Here is a 22,122-nt window from a genome sequence, read left to right on the forward strand (position 1 = left end):
GCAACCACTTCTTTAGTCAATAGAATTAAAATAATTGACAGCGTTTATCGGACGCGGAATGACACAATTGATAGCTCGTCGGGCTCAGCTTTTTATCAACAAGAGTCGAAGGTCGTCGCTTTTTATCAAGTCCTGCTCCCGCAACCAATTCTTTAGTCAATAGAATTAAAATAATTGATAGCGTTTATCGGACGCGGGATGGAGCAGTTGGTAGCTCGTCGGGCTCATAACCCGAAGGTCGTAGGTTCAAGTCCTGCTCCCGCAACCACTTCTTTAGTCAATAGAATTAAAATAATTGACAGCGTTTATCGGACGCGGAATGACACAATTGATAGCTCGTCGGGCTCAGCTTTTTATCAACAAGAGTCGAAGTTCGTCGCTTTTTATCAAGTCCTGCTCCCGCAACCACTTTCTTGTCTAACAAGAATAAAGATAAACGTAATAAAAATCAGTCGCGGGATGGAGCAGTTGGTAGCTCGTCGGGCTCATAACCCGAAGGTCGTAGGTTCAAGTCCTGCTCCCGCAACCATTTTCTAGATGTAAAACGTCAACATACAAATCAAAATAAAACTCCAATATTATCAGACTAATACCAAGCAGTTGGTAGCTTTTTATCAAGTCCTGCTCCGCAACCACTTTCTTAAACTTTAAGAAAATTCAAATAAACGTAATCAAAATCAGTCGTGGGATGGAGCAGTTGGTAGCTCGTCGGGCTCAGCTTTTCATAAACAATCGTCGAAGGTCGTCGCTTTTTATCAAGTCCTGCTCCCGCAACCACTTTATTCATGTAAAAAGTCCACATACAAATCAAATATAAAACTCCAATATTATCAGACTAATACCAAAGCAGTTGGTAGCTCGTCGGGCTCAGCTTTTTATAAACAGCTCTTTTTTATAAACCAAAGCTGAAGGTCGTCGCTTTTCTTTTTTATCGAGTCCTGCTCCCGCAACCATTTTGACAATTCAAATACACCTAAATCCCCATATCTAAATCAAATACACTTAAATCGCCATATCTAAATCAAGTATAAAACTCTAATACAATCAAACTAATACCAAGCAGTTGGTAGCTCGTAGGTCTACGTTTTATAAACAGCTCTTTTTTACAAGCCAACGTTGATAATCGTATATGCATACAAAGCGCGTCGACAACAGGAGCAATTAACTACTGACAACCCATTTTTAGAATGACTATTAGGTTGATAATGTCGGCAGTTTGGCTTTCCACCAGCTCAACATGCCACCTTTCAGTTGATAAACCTCTTTAAATCCAAATTGCTGTAGTTTTCTAACGGCTGGAATACTTCGGTGGGCAGACAGACAAATGACAATAGTGAGTTGGTCGGGATTAAGCTGTAGTTGTTTAACCAAATAAGCAGAAAAATGTGTAATAGGGAGGTTAATCGCCCCTTTAATGTGTGACTTGTCCCACTCTAGTGTGGAGCGCACGTCTACAACTTGAATATTTTTATTCTCAAGGTGTTGGAAAACTGTATTAACGTCCATTTCTGGCACGTCACCAAATGGTAGCCATTGGGACAGCTGGCTGAAAAATGACATTGGCAGTTCCTTAAAATAACAAGACATTAGCGTAAACTATATTAAGTTAAGGCTTTTATTCAATTTAATAATAAACTTGAATTGAAAAAATGCCGGATGATTTCTCATCCGGCATATTCAAATAAATATGTTTTAATCGCACTTACTTCAACCAGTGCTTCACTTTAGTTCGATTATTATTGTCACGGCTTTGCTTAATTAACTCATCATCCGCTTTCACTTGGGTCATTTTAGCAAGGCGATCATAAAGTAGTACATTCACCGATGCGGCAAGGTTCATGCAGCCTACTGTCGGCACATAAACAACGTCCGTCGCGGCATCAATTAATTGCTGCGGGATCGTGCCATCTTCTGGGCCGAAGATATAAAATGCATTGTCGGGATGAGTAAATAATGGCAAAGGTGTCGCGCCAACCACCAAGTCAACACATACGATTGTTGCACCTTGAGGCACGCTTTCAAGTAAGGACTCGACACCGACTAACGGAATGCGTTTGGCGGCGTCTTTAGTATCGATATCATATTGCGCATCACCGGACTTAGCCGCTAATTCGTAACGTTTTCCGGTATAAAAAACGCCATCAACACGATAGCAGCCTGCTGCGCGCATAATGCCGCCAACGTTTACCGGTGTTTTAGGGTTAACTAAACCAAGTGTGACTTGCGAAGACGAATTTTCCATAACACTCTTTATCTGCTTGGCATTTAAGCGGCTTGAGCAACGATACGTTGACGCAGCTGCTGCCAGGCAGCTTCAACAAGAGCGTAGTCTTGTGCATTTAATTCTTTATCTGCTAAGGCTAAGCAGTTTAATAGTTTTTTATCGAGTGCCGCTAAATCTTGCTCAGCTTCGACTTCTAGTTCGGCTAACACAACAGCAACATGACCTTGTAAGTAACCACAAGCAAACAATGCATCATCATCACTGTTATTTACGCTTTCTTCAATCCAAGACTCTAATGCTGCATCGTACTGTTCTAACATGGTTTAGTTCTCCACCAAATCTGGGTTGGCTACTTGATACATCACGTAATCATGGTAGCCAGTGACTATTTTGTAATAGCCAGTGAGTGCTTTGTCTAATTCAGGGTCGCCACTATCCACAATTAATGGCCTGCCTTCAAGTGCTTTAAGCTTAGTTTTTGTCGCTAAGATTAAAATATTGTCTTTTGGGATGCGTTTTATCAGCTCGGGCGACAATTGTTGATTGCCCCGCCCCAATATGTGCCCTTGCCCACCAATGAGAGTAATCACTAGCTTAACCTGGTCTGCGGGTATATTGTGGGTTAATTCAAGTAACTGATTGGCACTGACATCTTGCGCAATTAACATTTTGTCTTGAATCACATCAACACCGAGTAAGGTATTGTCTACCCCCAAATCTTCCATCACGGCGGCAACGGTACTGCCAGAGCCCATAATGAATAACTCATCTTCCATCGATTCAATCACATCAGCCGCGATGTCGGCTAACACCAATTCATCTACTTCTTTGCCGCCCATTTTAACGGCTTGAACATACCTTGGCTCTGCAGGAACGAGCATTTCACCAAACCGTTTAGCTCTAACGCTGCCTTGCCTAAACGCCACTTCATCAATGTCCATCACATCGGCCGACATTAAGCTCACAAGCTCACCTTGCAGTAACATACTCACCACCAGACCAGCAGCATGTGGCGTAATGCCGTAAACACCAGAGTGAATTTTAACCCCAGCTGGCACACCTAATACGGGCAATCTATCGTCAACCACAGCATAAATATCACGCGCTGTGCCATCTCCGCCGGCAAACAGCAGTAAGTCTACTTGTTGGTCGAGTAAGCAAGACGCAGCGTGTTGGGTATCATCCGAGGAGGTGGTGCTATCGCTGCAATAAACTTCAGTGGTAGTAAAGCCCATTTTGCGGCATAAGTTTGCCCCCATGTCGCCCGATGCAGTAATGATGTCGAGATTGTCAGAAAAAGGTAATATCACCGCTAAGGCCTGTTGCATGCGCATCTGAGCTTTAGGGGTTGCACCTTTAGCAATGGCTTCTAACGCCACGCCATCAGAACCTTTTAACCCAACACTACCGCCTAATCCAGCCAATGGGTTGATGATTATCCCTAAGCGAAAACGTTTCACAATAACTCCTTACGACTTTTCTAGATGTTACTCTTGTACTGCATTAGCGGTGGTTTCACCATTAATATTGGGGATCAGCATTACCGCAATCATCGATAAAAACGCGCAGCTAGCAGCAAAGACCCATACCCACATGGTTTGGCTGCCATCGCCCCAAATCATGCCGCTTATCCATGTACCAAGAGCACCACCCACACCAAAACTCACACTGGCGTATAACGCCTGCCCTGTACTGCGATGGCTAACATTAAAATGCCGATGAATAAAATGAATCGACGCGGCGTGCACTAAGCCAAAGGTAAAGGCATGAAGGATTTGACTTAGGATCAGCAACAAAAGAGACTCTACACCAAAAGCCAACAACAGCCACCGAACAGCTGTCAGTAACATACTCACCACCAGCAACACGCGAATACCATACCGGCGGATCAACCGAGATGAATAAAAGAAAATAATAATTTCGGCAAATACGCCAAGAGCAACCAGTATACCGGCAACGGTTTCAGAATAACCAAACTGCTTTAAGTAGAGTACGAAGAAACCATAAAAAGGCCCGACACTCATCTGCAGCAACATCGCCGATAACATAAACCAAATAAGCGATGCGTCGAACGTTAATTTAGGCCTGTCTGCACGATTAACCACCACACTGCGGTTAGCCGGTAACGGTAATGAACAGGCAAATAAGCCAAGAAACAATATCATGCCCATATATGGCAGCACTTCAGGGCCCCAATAATCTATGGCTAAACCACCACTTATCACTAACACAATATAGCCAACACTGCCCCAACTGCGGATAGCACCATAACGCTCAGCTTTGTCACCTAAGGTTTCTAAGGTAATCACTTCTAATTGCGCCAGAATTGAGTTCCAAAAAAAGGTGTAGATGGCCAAACTAATCGCAAGGTATAAAAAGCTGCCGTCGAAGAAAAAACTGATGTACGTCATTGCGGCAGCGAACGAGCCAAGCTTAATCAATTCGGCACGCATCCCAGTTCGGTCGGCCACGGCCGCCCAAATATTGGGTGCAACAATGCGCGTGGCCATTAAAATGGCCAGTAAAAATCCAATCTCTTGCGCATTGAAGCCTCGACTATCAAAAAAGACCCCTAAATAGGGGACCATAATGCCGAGAATAGAAAAGAAAAAGAAATAACAAGCGCCGAGCCAGCGTAAATCTGGTTCAGCGCGATGACTTGAGGGCATTAACGCATACCAATCACAGGAGTTTGACGAACAACATCTTGGTTTTGCGCGCGGTGTCTTAATAGATGATCCATTAATACAATTGCTAACATGGCTTCAGCAATAGGTACGGCACGAATACCGACACAAGGATCGTGTCGACCCTTGGTGATCATATCAACCGTATCACCCTGCACTGTCATGCTTTGACCCGGTACACTGATACTGGATGTTGGCTTTAATGCAATATGAGCCACAACAGGCTGGCCTGATGAAATACCGCCTAATACACCACCAGCATGATTAGAGGCAAACCCCTCTGGTGACATTAAGTCGCGACCTTCAGAGCCTTTTTGAGTCACCACACCAAAGCCATCACCTATCTCGACACCTTTAACGGCATTAATGCCCATAAGCGCATGAGCAATATCAGCATCTAAACGATCAAATACTGGCTCACCTAAACCCACTGGTACGCCAGTAGCTGCCACGGTAATTTTGGCGCCAATTGAGTCACCCGATTTACGTAAATCGCGCATGTACTCATCTAATGCGTCTAACTTAGTCGCATCAGGGAAAAAAAACGCATTTTGTTCGATTTGAGTTAAATCAACAGTGTCAGCAGTAATAGGGCCGAGCTGAGCAAGGTAGCCATAAATCTCAATACCATGCACTTGCTTAAGGTATTTTTTAGCCACGGCGCCCGCCGCCACACGCATTGCGGTTTCGCGCGCAGATGAGCGTCCACCACCACGATAATCGCGCATGCCATACTTTTGCTGATAAGTATAATCAGCATGGCCTGGACGAAAGGTGTCTTTAATGTCGGAATAATCTTGGCTACGTTGGTCGGTATTTTCAATCAACAAACCAATAGAAGTGCCTGTGGTTTTACCCTCAAACACACCTGATAAAATTTTCACTTCATCGGCTTCACGCCGTGCAGTAGTATAACGCGAGGTACCTGGACGTCGTCTGTCTAAATCATGTTGCATATCTTCAACGGTTAATTCGAGCCCCGGTGGGCAACCATCAATAATACAACCCAAAGCAACACCATGGCTCTCACCAAAGGTGGTGACTACAAAGTTTTGACCAATACTGTTTCCCGACATGCGCGTTAACTACCTCTATGTTATATGCTATCTACTGCAAAATACCTTACGCTATTATTCAGCATCTTTGTATACAGAGAAAAGTGATTCATTTTCAACTAGCTGATCACGGGTTAATACAAACACACCGTCACCGCCAAATTCAAAATCAACCCAGGTGAACGGCACATCAGGGAATTGCTCCATTAAATGCACCATTGAATTACCCACTTCAACGACTAACACTCCGTTTTCGGTTAAGTAATCAGCGGCATTGGCTAAAATGCGTTTGGTTAAATCTAAACCATCGCGGCCCGATGCTAAGCCAATGGCTGGCTCGTGGTGATACTCATCTGGCATGTCACCAATGTCTTCTGCGTCCACATATGGCGGGTTTGAAACGATTAAATCGTAATGCGGCCCTTTAGGAATCGCCGAGAATAAATCAGACTGGATAGGGAAAACACGGTCCATCACATCAAGTGACTCAATGTTAATTTGTGCAACATCTAGTGCATCTTCACTGATATCAAGTGCATCCACTTCTGCATCTTCAAATGCATGAGCACAGGCAATGGCAATACACGCGCTGCCTGTACATAAATCCATAATACGGTGCACATGCTTATTATATAACCAAGGACTAAACTGATTGTTAATCATTTCAGCAATCGGTGAGCGCGGCACTAACACACGCTCATCAACATAAAACTCAAGCCCGGCAAAACGCGCTTTATTAGTTAAGTACGGTACAGGTAAACGTTCACGTACGCGCCGAATAATTAACTCAACAATTTTATGTTTTTCGCTGCTGGTCAAATTGCTTAAAATAACTTGCTGACCGATTTCTTCAGGTAAGTGTAAAGCATGAAAAACCAATGCAATGGCTTCGTCCCAAGCATTATCAGTACCGTGACCATAATAAATATTGGCATCATTAAAACGGCTAACCGCCCAGCGCAACATATCACCTATAGTACGTAACTCAGTGACCGCTTCATCTACAAAGATCTTATCCAAAACACACTCCTAAAAAATTGTTCTGCACTATTGTAACTGATGTCTATTAAGATGACCTAGAATTCAATACAATACCGTCATGAAAGACGAAAATTACTCAGACACGTCGCTGTTTAGCCAACTGATAGACGGTATCAAACCGCTTAAGCAAGATACTCATCATTTTAAACAGCCCGTCAAACCCAAACAACAATTCGAATTTAAAGAGCGTCAAATCCACGTTGATAGCTATTTTTCGGATACCTATCAACCGCTGCTGCCGGTAGACGGCCCTATGCGTTGGATAAATGACAATGCAGACAAGCTTGAGCTTAAACGTTTGAGACGTGGTGACTATTCACCCGATTTACTACTCGACTTACACGGCTTAAGGCAGTCAGAAGCAAAGCTTGAATTAGCAGCGCTTATCCAAGCATGTGTAAAACAAAGCAGTATTTGTTGCTGTGTGATGCACGGTTACGGTACAGGTATTTTAAAGCAGCAACTCCCCCTATGGCTAGCACAACACCCTAAGGTTAAAGCATTTCATCAAGCACCTAAAGAATGGGGCGGCGACGCGGCGTTATTAGTACTCATTGATATTGGTGAGCAACCTCATCGTCGGTAACCTCACCATCAATCTGAACGGTCCGATTAATTGCTAAGACGACAAAGCAAAGTAAGCGATTACTTTTAGCATTTTGCACGCGTCAGTGACACTCTTCAAAAGTGTAAAAGGGCGAAAAAGTACATGAGTGTATAGATGATGGTTTTCTCGAGGTCATACATGATGCAAGCCGTTTAACACTCATGTTAAACAAATGGCAATGGCGCTGTCGCCATGAAAGAAATGAACCATGGCCACATAGCGACGCCTTAATCAAAAACGGCTGGGAACATTCTGCGATCAGTGATTAACCTCAACTCTGGATAAGAGATGTATTGATAACGATATAAATCAATAGATTGACTAAAATCCACTGTCAAGCTTGTGATTTGTTTTGCTAACAAGGCGAATTAACGCGTCAATAGCTAGCCTATTGCAAGTTAATTCAACGCAGTGAGGAAGGCAAAGGACTGCTTGAAAGGCGTTTGTTATGCAGAGCTGAGGTTGATTAATACGCAATAGTATTAATCAAAAAACACTGGAGCATTCTAGGTGGGGTTTATTAATGTAAATTGGTATGCCCATATTGTGATTGACATACCAAGGTTACATCATTAGGACACTATTTGATGTGGCGCTGTCATTGCAACAAAGCTGCATTGTTCCATATGTTTATCAATTTGCGCGATGGCCGATGTGGCAAATAAAGGCGGTTCAATACCAGCCACTAGCTCACTGACCATAAAGCCTAAAATAGGCATGTGAGCAATGACTAACACACGGTCGGCTTTGTATTGTTCGGCATACGCGAGGACAACATCCACAGCTCTTTTTGCATCCCCAGAAGGCGTGACATCATCAAGCACCACAAACTTTCGTGGCTCAACTAAATGTTTACTGACCTCTTGCCATGTTTGCTGCGCACGTAAATAAGGGCTCACAATAACTAAATCAAATTGACTAATATTTTTAACCAACCAATTGGCCATATATCCGCTATGAACACGGCCAATTTCTGTTAACTTACGCTCTCTGTCTGACGGAGCATCAAAACTTGCTTCGCCATGTCGCATCAAAAATAGCTGCATACTTCTCTCTGGGTGTTTTTATTATCGTTCTAAACCAATTGTAGCGCTAAATAGCGTAACAACAAACCCTACACTTGTTGTTATTTCGCTAAACTTTAGTCGATAAAAGCATAAAACATACCTTGGTTATTTGCTAAAAACCCATAAGAAGATCAATATATAACAAGTTATGTTTTCTGGAGCCTGCTTTTGTCTCATTATCCAACAGTTTATAAAAGTCAAAATGATCATCGCCAATATCAATACCGAGTATTAAGCAATCAACTGAGAGTGCTATTGGTTGAAGATATGCAATCTAACCAAGCTGCAGCGTCTATGGCTGTTGGTGTTGGTCATTTTGACGATCCTGTTGAAAGACCCGGCATGGCCCATTTTCTTGAACACATGCTATTTTTAGGAACCGAAAAATACCCTGATTCGGGCGAATATCATGCATACATTAACCAACATGGCGGCAATAACAATGCATGGACAGGCACAGAGCACACCAACTTTTTTTACAGCATTAATGCAGATGCATTAGAAGGCTCGTTAGACCGCTTTAGCCAATTTTTTATCGCACCTAAATTTGATTTGGACTTAGTCGACCGCGAGAGACAAGCCATTGAATCAGAGTTTAGTTTAAAGCTCAAAGACGACATTCGCCGAGTTTATCAAGTACAAAAAGAAACCGTAAATCCAAAGCATCCTTTTTCAAAGTTTTCAGTAGGAAATTTGGCCACGTTAGCGGGTAAACAAGCAGACATTCGTGATGAATTATTGGCGTTTTACCAGCAGCATTACAGCGCCAATATCATGACGTTGTGTGTGGTTGCCCCTCGCCCAATCGCTGAACTGGAACAAATTGTTAATCAATACTTTTCAGGGATTCAAAATAGAAATGTAAGTAAACACTATCCGGCACAACCTTTGTTGGCAAAAGAGCAACAACAAAAACACATTCAAATTGTGCCCTTAAAAGATCAAAAAAGAGTCAGTATTTGCTTTGCCCTACCCGCAATAGATCAATTTTATAAACGCAAACCGCTTACCTTTATCAGTCACCTGTTAGGCAATGAAAGTCCAGGCAGTTTATTGTCATATTTAAAGATACAGGGGTTAGCCAATAATTTATCCGCTGGTGGTGGTGTTAATGGTTACAACTTTAAAGATTACTCAATCAGTATCCAACTCACTGACAAAGGCTTTAATGAGTTAGAAGAAGTGGTGACTTGCGTATTTGAATATATCGAGCTAATTAAACAGCATGGCTTAGATGCATGGCGCTACCAAGAACGGGCTAGCTTGTTAGACACCGCATTTCGATTCCAGGAGCAAATCAAAACCCTGGATTTAGCCAGTCACCTGAGCATTAACATGCATCATTACGACATCGAAGATATTATCTACGGTGACTACCGCATGGACGAAATGCTAAAGCATGAAACTCAGGAGCTTTTATCATTAATGTCGGCCGATAATATGCGATTAATGACCGTAGCCAAAGAGTCGCAAGTAGAAAGACAAGCCGCATGGTATGACACCCCTTACAAAGTCAGTTCAATACCCACTGAACAACTAAAAAAATGGGCCCGTGTAATCACAAGGCCCGCATTAAAACTTCCTGAAAAAAACCCGTTTATTGTGGCAAACCCTCAGGCTCGTGCAGACAAAAGTCACTCTACTGTCCCTAAAATTGTTGCGGAAGGCCACGGATACCGGATATGGCACAAAAAGGATGATGAATTTAACGTACCTAAAGGACATTTATATTTATCACTCGATTCTGATCAAGCTAGCTCGACCCCAAGACAAGCAGCATTAACACGCCTTTACGTTGAAATGCTCATCGACTATTTAACCGAACCCACATACCAAGCAGAAGTAGCTGGACTTAATTACAATATTTACCCACACCAGGGCGGTATAACCTTACACCTTACAGGGTTTACAGGTAACCAAGAAAAACTACTCACCTTGATTATTAACAAAGCACGCGAACGTAACTTTACCGAGCAACGCTTTAACATGATCAAAAAACAAATTCTGCGCAGTTGGAGTAATGTCGCCCAGGCGAAACCGATATCGCAATTATTTACGAGTCTTACCGTAACATTGCAAAAGAGAAGTTTTGAACCAGCCAGAATGGCGGAAGAATTAGCTGCGCTGACCTTAGAAGATCTGCACAATCATGTCAGTGCATTCTACAAAAAAGTCTATCTTGAGGGGCTAGTCTATGGCGATTGGTTAGAACAAGAAACCCAAAACTTAGGCAAACGGCTGCAACATTTGCTGTCTTTAGTCACCAAACCCAGTGCAGAGTCTTCCAGAGAATTAGTCAATTTGGACAAAAGAGGCTCGTTGCTACGCGAAAAAACAATAACGCATCAAGACAGTGCCATCATTGTTTACTATCAATCACGAGCAGCAACGCCAGAACAAATGGCACTATTTAGCTTACTCAATCACACCATGTCTTCGACATTTTTTCACGAGTTACGCACTAAGCAACAACTGGGCTATATGGTGGGAACAGGTTACTTACCGCTAAATCGACACCCTGGGATTATCTTTTATGTACAATCCCCTACAACGGGCCCTAGGCAACTATTAGAAGCCATAGATGAATTTATCGCAGACTTTAATTATGCCGTGATGCAAATTACCAACGAACAGTGGGAAAGCACCAAACAAGGCATGATCAGCCAAATAATGGAAAACGATACCAACTTAAAAACCCGCAGCCAGCGGTACTGGGTCAGTTTAGGCAACCGAGATTATCAATTTAACCAACGAGAAACCGTTGTTGCAGAAGTGATGAAGTTAACTCGAGCAGACTTAATTAAATTTATGGTCGCCCACATGCGCAGTAAAGACTGTGATCGCCTGGTGCTATTCAGTTGTGGTGAACAACATCACAGTCAGGCTAGCCTTCGCTCTGATAACATGATTGTCAACTTAAAAACATTTAAAGAGCAAGCTGATAAGTTTCAATTTTAATCCAAACTGCTAAGCCAACTGTTTAGCGCCTGCTGATCTTATTGGGCTAAATTTTATTCAAGTTAAAAGCGGTTCAATCGAAGCGAATGGATTGATGCCTAGTCATCTAAGCAGCTCTTTCATTCGCAAAGCATCATTCAACAAGGAGTCACACGTTGTTAGCCAAACCTTTCAGGTAGCGTTTGTTGGTCATTTTTACTGCGTTATCGACTTTTTATGTTGAATAACGGCACCTCAACATCTCTGCCGCGCAGTTGAATATGAGAAGTGGCCAACAATTAGCGATAAAAACAACCTTGAAAGATCAACAACCCCTTACAATAAAACAAAATCAGCCGTGGGTTGCCCAACACTAACAAGTACCAAAATTTTGAGAAGTTCAAAATGTAAAGTGAGTAAATAACTTTTATTAACCACAATACGGTATAAAACTTTAGTATGAGCTAAGCCATTGATAAAAAGATAGCTATTTGACCTTTCTATTAGAAAAGTTGCTCAATAATCTGCCAATCACATTTTTTTTATTAACATGGTTTTGACAAAGTCCCAGGTTTCTGAAAAAGTAGGCAATTCTTCTATTTCATTGCGGCATCGAGCGAGAACAAAAATAACAATTATGCCTAAAATTTTACTATTACTCTGTGTATGTGTTTTTATAAGTCCGTTTGTTTCAGCATTAGAAACGGATAATGAAAAATCGACCTTCAATATTTTACTTAACCACATAAATTATGGAATAACTGAGGGTTTATCTCAGGACACCGTAACTGCGATTATTGAAGATAAAGAAGGTTACATTTGGATTGGGACCATCAATGGCCTTAATCGTTTCGACGGAAACGAATTTAAGCAATTTTATGCCGCTAATGATGATAACTCATTACCTAGTTCATTTATTAGAAATCTACTATTAAATGATAGTGGAATATTGCTAGTTGGCACAGATAAAGGTTTAGTCGAGTTTGATCGAGATACTGAATCATTTAAAAGAAGTGACATCTCTATTCAAATAGGGGATCAAGCAATATGGTCTTTATCTAAACAGAATGATGAAATTTTTGTAGGATTAAATAATTCATTAATCTCTTATAAAAAAGATGAAAAACAGAACAAAAACTACACAAACAGTGATGTCGGTGAAATTAAAAACGTAATAAAATTAAATCAAGAATTATTTATAAGAAATTATGACGGAGATATCTTCAAAATAAATGGTGAGACCATAGAAAAAATATTTAAAAACTCAATGGAAATGTCACTTTTAAATGGCGAAATTTTAATCGGCAGCAATGACGGAATTTTTTCATTCAAAAAATCTATAAAAAAAATATCGAATGTAAAATTAACTACCATTGAAGTGAATAGCAACCACAAAAAACACTTATTCGGAATAGGTGGTAACAATCTCTACAAAATATATTCCAACGGTGGAGATTTAAAAGTATCAAATATAGGTGTGCTTGATATAAAAAAGGAAAGACTAAGCAAGGTATTTATTTCATCAGGAAATGACATTTATATATCTAACTACATTGATGGATTCTTTAAAGTTTCAGAACAAAATAATTATATAAAAAGAGTAAACACCAGTGATAAAAATATTTGGTCAATCACATATGAAGAAAATGAAATTACATCAATAAATAATGAGAGCGACATATACAGCTACAATGAAAGCTTCAACATTAATAATATTGATAAATCTGATTTACATCATGGCCCCAAATCTATAGCTAATGTTGAAGGAAAAAAATTTATTGGTTCTAGCGAAGGGTTGTTTTTAGTTGATAACAAAAATTCAAAAAAAATAATCAACAAAATAATATTCAATATAAAAGTTTTTAAAAGTAAAATATTGGTTTCAACCTTTGATGGGTACGTGTACACCCTTGATAAACATGGACATATCCTAAAAGAGCTAAATACAAACACAGGATACCCAATATACGATACATTATTAGTAGATAATACATTATGGATTGCATCTCAGAGTGGATTATTTTCTTACAGTGAGAATAATCTGAAACAAATCTATAACCAAGATTTTGTATTTAACCTCACACTAAATAATGGAACAATTTATTTCGGAACTAGAAATGGATTAAATTACCTTAAAGATGGCAAAGTAACATCTCTTGTAAACAGAAAGAAAATAATTTACTCAATTACAAGTTTAGGAAACACAATTACTGCAGCGTCAAATAGAGAAGTAATAATCGTTGATACGAAAACCAATAAAACATACATATTAACTACAAATAATGGCTCTTTTAAAGACTATAACTCCCAATCTGCAACTGTCGTAAAAAACCAAGTACTTCTAGGTAGTTCTCAAGGCATAAACATCATTGATCCAATTAATATTATTTCTAAGATAAACTCAAGCAAAGAAAGCACTCTTTCCCTAGACGAGTTATTTTTATTTAACTCACCAGTGAAAGTTGGCAGTTCAAAATTACCAAAAAACCTAAACAGTATAGACTCGATAACATTAAAATATTCAGAATATCCTTTTACCATAAAATTCAATATGCTAGGAAAACCAAACAGTGATTATGACTTTTTTTATTATTTAGAAGATTTGGAAAAAAATTGGTTGTCTACAAATGGTAGTAACAGTGTAACCTACACAAATCTATCTGCTGATGAATACACTTTAAAAATTTACGCAGAAAATAAATTAAATGGAGATAAAACAGCTATAAAGGAACTTAAAATTATAATCACACCGCCCTGGTGGTTATCTAGTTTGGCTTTAGGTATTTATACTACTTTCTTCTTGATTATCATATTACTTATTGTTAGATCCTTTAATAAACGCCGCCAAATACAAAAACAAATTGCTCAAAGCGAAGAACGCTTAAAACTATCCTTGTGGGGAAGCGGCGATGAAATGTGGGATTGGGATATTGAAAGCGGTAAAATTTATCGTTCTAATATTTGGGGTTCGTTAGATTTCCCGCAAGACGGGCAACGTTCAGGCACGCCAGAAGAAGAAAGTAACATCCATCCTCTTGATAGACAACGAGTCACTAAAGCCTTAAATGATCATTTCAATTCACTAACAGATCACTTCGAAATAGCTTACAGAGTCAAAGCCCGTAATAAGCAATGGGTTTGGATTTTGGATAGAGCCAAAATTGTAGAGCGAGACCAAAAAGATCATCCTCTACGTATGACGGGAACCATAAAAGACATCAACAATATCAAGCAGGCTGAAGAACAGTTGCGTTTGTTTGCTCGGGCCATTGAGAATATTTCAGAAGGAATGTTTATCCTTAATGAAAAATATCAGTACGTTGAAGTCAATGAAGCGTGTTGCGAATTAACAGGCTCAACGCGAGAAAACTACCTTAATCAAACGTTGAATTTTAACCGTTACCCAGAAAGCTTTTCTGCACAAATACGATCGATTTTAAAACAGCAAGGGCGTTGGAGCGGTGAAGTAGAAGCCAGTAAAGGGGCCAACGACAGCTTTTTAATGGAACTCACCATCGATGCCATTTATAACGAAGAGGGTGAAACCAGCCATTATGTTGGCGTATTCTCAGACATTACCCGCCGTAAACAGCAAGAAGAAGAGTTAAGAAAATTAACCAACAATGATTTATTAACAGGCTTACCAAATCGCTCAAGCTTACAAGTTACCTTGAGTAATTTGGTTAAAAAAGACATTCACCATACTCTTATGGTATTGGATTTAGACAATTTTAAACGTATTAATGACTCACTAGGACATCAAATTGGTGATGACTTATTAATTGGTGTTGCAGAGCGAATAAAACTGGCCATTCCAGCCCATGCAAGCCTTTATCGATTAGGAGGGGATGAATTTGCCCTGCTTGTTGATCAGCATCCTGATATTGGCACATGTGCCGCTATCGCCACACAAGTGATCAATTGTTTAAAACCTGCATTTAACCTAAATAATGAATCGCTGGTATTGGGGATCAGTATTGGTATTGTGTTATACCCTGAAGATGAACAAGATGAGCAGGCTTTACTGCGTAAGGCAGATATTGCCATGTATCATGCAAAATCGGCAGGTGGTAACCGTTATCAATTTTACTCAGAATCATTAAATCAAAATGCCTTGCGCCAATTAGAAATTGAAAATCTGATTAGGGAAGCCTTAAAAGACGATTTATTTGAGGTTTACTACCAACCTAAAATTGACGTTAAAAAGGATCGCCTCACTGGCATGGAAGCACTGGTACGCTTAAACCACCCAACACTAGGTATCATTGGGCCTAATGAGTTTATCCCCCTTGCCGAAGAAAATGGTCTGATTGTCGAAATAGGTGATGTAGTGTTACGCAAAGCCTGCTTTGCTGCGCAAAAGTGGCTAGAGGCTGGATTATTTACTGGACGTGTGGCTGTCAATTTATCGTCTAAACAGTTTGCACTCATAGACTTGCAGCAACGGATAGAGTCAATTTTACGACTCACTAAACTGCCGGCAAAACATTTAGAACTCGAAATTACTGAAGGCACTGTGATTAAAAACCCAGAACAAGCCATTAAGGTAATGCAGCAACTGGCTAAAATGGGTGTCAGTTTAGCACTTGATGATTTTGGTACGGGTTATTCATCGTTATCCTATTTAAAACGCTTCCCAATTAATTGCTTAAAAATTGATAAGACCTTTGTTGATGATATCGATAAGTCTGATCGCGACCTTAAAATGGTTGACTCCATTATTACTATTGCCCATAACATGGGCTTGTCTGTCGTTGGTGAAGGGGTTGAGCAAACCGCTCAACTTAACATACTAAAAGCGTTAAATTGCGAAGAAATTCAAGGCTATATATACAGCAAACCAATAAAAGAAACAGAATTTGAACTAATGCTTACCGCGGACAAGCTCAAATATGATGCTCTAGAACAGACACTAATAAAAAAATAAATCATTCTCTTTAACATTTGGCATGGTAAATGCAAATTTTAGCTCAGTTGTCAAAATAATATCGTTATTTAACCCTGAGCTTGAATTATAAAAGAGAGAAAAAAATGATTAAAGGAATGATTACACTAGCGGTTTTATCTGCACTGTCTTCTGGCTGTTTTGAAATAGCTGATTATCAATCTACAGCTAAGATCCCTGGCTTAAAAGTCCTTGATACTCAAACAGCTAAAATCCCTGGCTTAAAAGTCCTTGATACTCAAACAGCTAAAATCCCTGGCTTAAAAGTCCTTGATACTCAAACGGCTAAAATCCCTGGCTTAAAAGTCCTTGATACTCAAACGGCTAAAATCCCTGGCCTTAAAGTTCTAGATACTCAAACGGCTAAAATCCCTGGCCTTAAAGTTCTAGATACTCAAACGGCTAAAATCCCTGGATTAAAAGTCCTTGATACTCAAACAGCTAAAATCCCTGGCTTAAAAGTCCTTGATACTCAAACAGCTAAAATCCCTGGCTTAAAAGTCCTTGATACTCAGACGGCTAAAATTCCTGGCTTAAAAGTCCTTGATACTCAAACGGCTAAAATTCCTGGCTTAAAAGTCCTTGATACTCAAACGGCTAAAATCCCTGGCTTAAAAGTCCTTGATACTCAGACGGCTAAAATCCCTGGCCTTAAAGTCATAGATACTCAAACGGCTAAAATCCCTGGTTTAAAAGTCCTTGATACTCAGACGGCTAAAATCCCTGGCCTTAAAGTCCTTGATTCTCAGACGGCTAAAATCCCTGGCCTTAAAGTCCTTGATTCTCAGACGGCTAAAATCCCTGGTCTTAAAGTCCTTAATACCCAAACAGCTTAAGGAGAATATGATGTTTACGTCTCTTAAAATAGCACTTGGCTTAGCAAAACCTGCTCGTAAAAAAGTAAAGTTACCTGAAGGATTGAACCACTTAGAAGTGATACAAGCCAAGGCTTGGTGGAAATAACCTTCTCGTCGATAGATTTATCCCCAATAAAAAAGGAGCATCTGCTCCTTTTTTATTAGCTAACAAATCATCCCAACATCATCTTAGCAATCAATCCTATAACCGCCATAACGTAATAGTTTTACGTCTGCCAGGCGTTTGTGAGCACTAAACAATGGGTAAGTGAATGGCCCTAATAAAAGTGCTAGGCAGCTCCATCGCTTTACACCAAGGCCTTGCTTATAGGCAGCGAATCCAAAACCAAGACTGCTCGTTGTACTCGTTAAAAGTAAGATAACCAACCAACTCAACTGCATATAATAAAACCTCAAAAATAAACAGGCTGCCTTACCTGCGAAATAGGTATCTAAAAGGTAAAGCCTGACAAGCAACATTATCAATTAACATCGCTTATTTAGCACAAATTGACTATTTAACCTGATTAAAGCAACACTAAAGCCTCATCATTATACCGAAAAGCATAACAATAATCGATTAAAAATAAGGCAAAGGTATGCCATCAAATCGCGGCAAAGCGGCAATCGATTGCCGTATTATTATACAGCGGCTCAAATGATTGTTAAGGTAGCATTTTCATTTTGACAGGCATTGCTCATGATTTGAGTGATGAGTATCAATCCACACATCTAAGTGACCACTCAGAATGTGTCCTGCGGTTTTTGATTAAGGTATCGCGCCATTGTGATGGTTGCTCCATTTCAATGGGGTATCTCTTTGTGGCAAGAATAAAACCCAACACAGCGCTGTATGACTTAGAAAAAACCACGATTCATTCAGCCATGTATTTTGTTAAAAACGGTTAATTGCTCTCTGAGCGAACTCATACTAACGACATGAATGGGATATATTTCAGCAATAAAAAAAGCCGCTAATAAAATAGCGGCTGAGTATTTAACGGATCATATTAGTGTGAGTAAAACTGGCGCCCTTCGGTTGCCATATTAACTAGCGTTTCACAAGGTGCAAAACGATCACCATATAACGTTTGATAACTTCTTAGGGTTGCCACTAAATTACCTGCGCCTAGCGTATCAATATAACGGAATGGCCCGCCTAAAAATGGTGGGAAGCCAATACCAAATATTGCGCCAATGTCACCGTCTCTTGGTGAGGCAATAATCCCCTCTTCAAGACAACGAACTGCTTCGTTTAGCATTTGGATGGTACAACGCTCTGCCACATCTTTCGCTTCTTTGTCTGACGCAATTAAGATATCAAGCACTTTGTAAACCGACTCATCAACCAGTTTTGCTTTCTTCGCTTTAGGTCCATATTGATAGAACCCTTTACCATTTTTGCGCCCTTTACGGTCATCGCCTAGTAACTTGTCAAAAGCAGCTGGAGCCTTAAAGCGCTCACCGAGCTCTTTCTCTAAAATAGGTGAAATCTTAGCGCCAACGTCGATACCAACTTCATCAAGCAATGTCATTGGGCCAACAGGGAAACCAAACTTAACAAGAGCACGATCTAAATGTTCAACACGCTGGCCTTCTAATAACAACTGAGCGGCTTCGTTCATGTACAAGGCTAAGATACGGTTAACATAAAAACCTGCGCCATCTTGTACAACAATGGGCGTTTTACCTTGTTTGCGAGCAAACGCAACCGTTGTTGCGATGGTTTCAGGCGAAGTGGTTTTATGGGCAATCACTTCCACTAACGGCATTTTTTCTACTGGTGAGAAATAATGCAAGCCAATAACATTTTCAGGACGGCTCGCCGCTGCGGCAATTTGGCCAATAGGTAGTGATGACGTATTAGAAGCAAAAATTGTATGCTCACCACATTCACGCTCAACATCTTTCACCATTTGATGTTTAAGCGCTAAGTCTTCAAACACTGCTTCAACCACAATATCAGCGTCTTTAATGCCTGTGTATTCGGTAGTTGTCGTCATTAGCGACATAATATTGTCACGCACAGCGGGCGTCATATGGCGACGCTTCACACCTTTATCTAATAACTTGTATGCATAAGATAACGCGTTGCTTAAGCCCTGTTCTGAAATGTCTTTAACACGTGCAGGAATTTTAGCTTTGGTTGTGGTAACAGAGGCGATACCACCGCCCATTAAGCCACCACCAAGTACCATCACCTTATTGACTTTACGTGGTTCAGCCCCCTCAGCACCGGTTTCTTTTTTCATCTCTGTGGTCGCAAAGAACAAACTACGTAATGCAGCCGACTCTTTGGACATCACTAAATTAGCAAAATGAGTCGCTTCAACCTCAAGCCCTTTCACCATACCTTTGTTCATGCCTTGACGAACACAATCGATGATTTTAGCCGGTGCAGGATAATTACCTTGGGTTTTCTTCATCACCTGTTTACGGGCTTGATCAAACATAATATCGCGCGTAAACGAACTAGACTCTAAAAATTGATTAATTTTAGATTGCTTTACTGGCTTAGCCGCTTGCTTACCCTTTTTGGCTAGCTCAACCGCAGTTTCAACTAAAATGGAATTTGGTACCACGTCATTCACTAAACCCATTTTTAATGCTTGTTTAGGACGAATTTGCTTGCCTGTTAACATCATGTCTAATGCCGTGGCAATACCGACTAATCGAGGCAAACGCTGTGTACCGCCGCCGCCAGGCAATAAACCTAATTGCACTTCTGGTACACCTAACATGGTCTTTTTGTCGTCACTACACACACGTAAATGACACGCTAACGCGAGCTCTAAGCCACCACCTAAACATGCGCCATTAATGGCTGCAACCACAGGGATTGATAAACCTTCAAGTTCAGAAAACACTACATGCCCTTGTTGAGATAAGGCTTTAGCATCTGCTTCGCTTTTACAGGCAGCCAGCATGGTAATATCGGCGCCAGCAACAAACGAATCCGCTTTACCAGAGGTCACCACTAAACCTTTAATGCTGCTGTCAGCTTTGATTTCAGCAAGGATTTCAGTGATTTCAGGACCAAATTCTGCTTTTAAGGTGTTCATGGTTTCACCAGGAACATCCATTGTTAAAATGGCAATACCATCTTCACGGCGCGCTAAATTAAATGTTTTTTCCATGCTCATTACTCCACCTCTAAAATCATTGCTGCACCTAAACCACCAGCAGCACACGCTGTTGCCAAACCAGTACCACCACCACGGCGTTTTAGTTCACGACACACCTGGGTGATCAAACGGGTACCTGTTGCGGCAAATGGATGGCCATAAGCCAGTGAGCCACCTAAAACGTTAAACTTACTCATATCAATTTCGCCAATCGCGCGGTTACGCCCCAGCTTTTCTTCAGCAAACTTTTTAGAACCAAACATTTGCATGTTTGCTAATGTTTGTGCAGCAAAGGCTTCATGCATTTCAATTAAGGTTAAATCTTCCAATTCCATCCCCGCACGTTTAAGCGCTAATGGCGTTGCATAAGAAGGCCCCATTAACATGTCTTGCCATACATCAATGGCGGTAAAGGCATAACTCTTAATGTAACCAATTGGCTGATAGCCCAACGCCTTCGCACGGCCTTCGCTCATTAAAATAATGGCCGAGGCACCATCGGTTAATGGCGTACTGTTTGCGGCTGTCACGCTTCCGTGTTTGCGGTCAAACGCAGGGCGTAATTTGGCATAAGACTCAAGTACCGAATTTTCACGAATGTTATTATCGCGGTCGATAAACTGCTTATAAGGTGGAATATGCGCCGTCATCACCTCTTGTTGCAGCACGCCAGAGTTCCATGTTTCAGTTGCGAGAGTATGTGAACGATGCGCTAATGCATCTTGATCGGCACGGCTAATATTATATGTTTTCGCCATTTGCTCTGCCGTTTGCCCCATAGACAAACCTGTTGAGTATTCAGCAACGGCTGGCGGTACTGGCATTAAATCTTTTAGCCCTAAACGACGAGCAATCGCAAACTTTTGCTTAAAGGTGCGTGCTTTATTAAGGTCAACCAATGCATGAGCTAATTTTTTAGACACGCCAATGGGTAATACAGACGATGAATCAGAACCACCTGCCAAACCGATTTCAATATTGCCGGTCATGATTGATTCTGCGACGTTAACCGCCGATTGAAAACTCGTCGCACAGGCACGTGTCACTGAATAAGCATCCGTTGACACATTCATGCCCGTACCTAATACAATTTCACGGGCAATGTTTGGCGCTGCAGGCATTTGTACCACTTGGCCATACACTAACTGCTCAATAAGCTGAGGGTCAATTTCAGAGCGAGACAGCAACTCGTTTACCACCATTTTGCCCATATCCAGCGCAGAAACACCATGGAAAGCAGTAGCTTGTTTAGCAAATGGAGTCCGTAAGCCGGCAACAATCGCAATGCGTTCGCCCCGGGCATTTGTTACCTGTTGTCTATCACTCATATGTCACCCTTCTATTATTGTTAGCTCATCAAGGCAGAGCCGATAAGTATTGTATTTTGCCAGTTTATCTGGTCAGACCATCAAAGTGTGACCTGATTCTAACTTTTTATTGAATAGTTTTAAACAGGCGTTTACAACTATCTGATTCATTAATAGTTAAAATATGTTAATCCTACTAGCCAAAAACCCATAGACTTCATAACATAGGCTTCAATAACCCCAATGCCAACTAAATAAATTGAGTACAGC

Annotated in this window: 14 protein-coding genes and 3 tRNA genes; 7 read left to right on the plus strand and 10 right to left on the minus strand. The window is 40.8% G+C overall.

Going from position 1 to position 22,122, the window contains the following annotated elements; translation table 11 throughout:
• The first annotated feature begins 192 nt into the window (after positions 1-192).
• The 3 genes from L2703_RS15965 to L2703_RS15975 all read left to right on the plus strand — a co-directional run bounded on the left by L2703_RS15965 (position 193) and on the right by L2703_RS15975 (position 777).
• A tRNA-Met gene (locus L2703_RS15965) sits at positions 193-268 on the plus strand.
• A gap of 185 nt (positions 269-453) precedes the next feature.
• Positions 454-529, plus strand: a tRNA-Met gene (locus tag L2703_RS15970).
• 153 nt (positions 530-682) lie between these two features.
• A tRNA-OTHER gene (locus L2703_RS15975) sits at positions 683-777 on the plus strand.
• A gap of 417 nt (positions 778-1,194) precedes the next feature.
• Here L2703_RS15975 and L2703_RS15980 read toward each other — a convergent pair.
• The 7 genes from L2703_RS15980 to prmB form a co-directional block, all read right to left on the minus strand.
• A complete protein-coding gene (locus L2703_RS15980) occupies positions 1,195-1,560 on the minus strand; it encodes a rhodanese-like domain-containing protein (protein WP_248972071.1) in 366 nt (121 codons plus the stop codon).
• Positions 1,561-1,702: 142 nt separating this feature from the next.
• Positions 1,703-2,242 (minus strand): RNA methyltransferase, encoded by a 540-nt coding sequence (locus L2703_RS15985; RefSeq protein ID WP_248972072.1) that lies wholly within the window; start codon positions 2,240-2,242, stop codon positions 1,703-1,705.
• A gap of 23 nt (positions 2,243-2,265) precedes the next feature.
• A complete protein-coding gene (locus L2703_RS15990) occupies positions 2,266-2,544 on the minus strand; it encodes a YfcL family protein (protein WP_248972073.1) in 279 nt (92 codons plus the stop codon).
• A gap of 3 nt (positions 2,545-2,547) precedes the next feature.
• Entirely contained in the window at positions 2,548-3,684 is a 1,137-nt protein-coding gene (locus tag L2703_RS15995; protein WP_248972074.1) for an ATP-NAD kinase family protein, read from the minus strand.
• A 27-nt stretch (positions 3,685-3,711) separates the two neighbouring features.
• The gene (locus tag L2703_RS16000) at positions 3,712-4,893 is read right to left on the minus strand and encodes an MFS transporter (protein ID WP_248972075.1); all 1,182 of its coding nucleotides are present in this window, start codon (positions 4,891-4,893) and stop codon (positions 3,712-3,714) included.
• A complete protein-coding gene (gene aroC / locus L2703_RS16005) occupies positions 4,893-5,987 on the minus strand; it encodes a chorismate synthase (RefSeq protein WP_248972076.1) in 1,095 nt (364 codons plus the stop codon). Before aroC ends, L2703_RS16000 begins: the two co-directional genes overlap by 1 nt.
• Before the next feature lie 54 nt (positions 5,988-6,041).
• On the minus strand, positions 6,042-6,986 hold the full coding sequence (gene prmB / locus L2703_RS16010) for a 50S ribosomal protein L3 N(5)-glutamine methyltransferase (RefSeq protein WP_248972077.1): 945 nt from the start codon (positions 6,984-6,986) through the stop codon (positions 6,042-6,044).
• Between the two features lie 79 nt (positions 6,987-7,065).
• On the opposite strand from prmB, the gene smrB reads away from it, so the two are divergent.
• Positions 7,066-7,593: an endonuclease SmrB gene (gene smrB / locus L2703_RS16015; protein ID WP_248972078.1), complete on the plus strand. Its 528-nt coding sequence runs from the start codon at positions 7,066-7,068 to the stop codon at positions 7,591-7,593.
• Positions 7,594-8,186: 593 nt separating this feature from the next.
• Here smrB and sixA read toward each other — a convergent pair.
• Entirely contained in the window at positions 8,187-8,660 is a 474-nt protein-coding gene (gene sixA, locus L2703_RS16020; RefSeq protein ID WP_248972079.1) for a phosphohistidine phosphatase SixA, read from the minus strand.
• A 189-nt stretch (positions 8,661-8,849) separates the two neighbouring features.
• Here sixA and L2703_RS16025 point away from each other — a divergent pair, with 189 nt between their 5' ends.
• From L2703_RS16025 to L2703_RS16035, 3 genes are all read left to right on the plus strand, one after another.
• Positions 8,850-11,639 carry an insulinase family protein gene (locus L2703_RS16025; protein ID WP_248972080.1) on the plus strand — a complete coding sequence of 930 codons (2,790 nt, stop codon included), beginning with the start codon at positions 8,850-8,852 and terminating at the stop codon, positions 11,637-11,639.
• A 616-nt stretch (positions 11,640-12,255) separates the two neighbouring features.
• A complete protein-coding gene (locus tag L2703_RS16030; RefSeq protein WP_248972081.1) occupies positions 12,256-16,545 on the plus strand; it encodes an EAL domain-containing protein in 4,290 nt (1,429 codons plus the stop codon).
• 104 nt (positions 16,546-16,649) lie between these two features.
• Positions 16,650-17,399: a hypothetical protein gene (locus L2703_RS16035; protein ID WP_248972082.1), complete on the plus strand. Its 750-nt coding sequence runs from the start codon at positions 16,650-16,652 to the stop codon at positions 17,397-17,399.
• Positions 17,400-18,430: 1,031 nt separating this feature from the next.
• Here L2703_RS16035 and fadJ read toward each other — a convergent pair.
• Entirely contained in the window at positions 18,431-20,557 is a 2,127-nt protein-coding gene (fadJ, locus tag L2703_RS16040; RefSeq protein WP_248972083.1) for a fatty acid oxidation complex subunit alpha FadJ, read from the minus strand.
• 5 nt (positions 20,558-20,562) lie between these two features.
• Positions 20,563-21,873, minus strand: coding sequence for an acetyl-CoA C-acyltransferase FadI (gene fadI, locus L2703_RS16045; RefSeq protein ID WP_248972084.1), 1,311 nt, complete (start codon positions 21,871-21,873; stop codon positions 20,563-20,565).
• Between the last annotated feature and the right edge of the window lie 249 nt (positions 21,874-22,122).

Source organism: Shewanella basaltis (assembly GCF_023283885.1).
In the GTDB taxonomy this organism is placed as follows: Bacteria; Pseudomonadota; Gammaproteobacteria; order Enterobacterales; family Shewanellaceae; genus Shewanella; species Shewanella basaltis.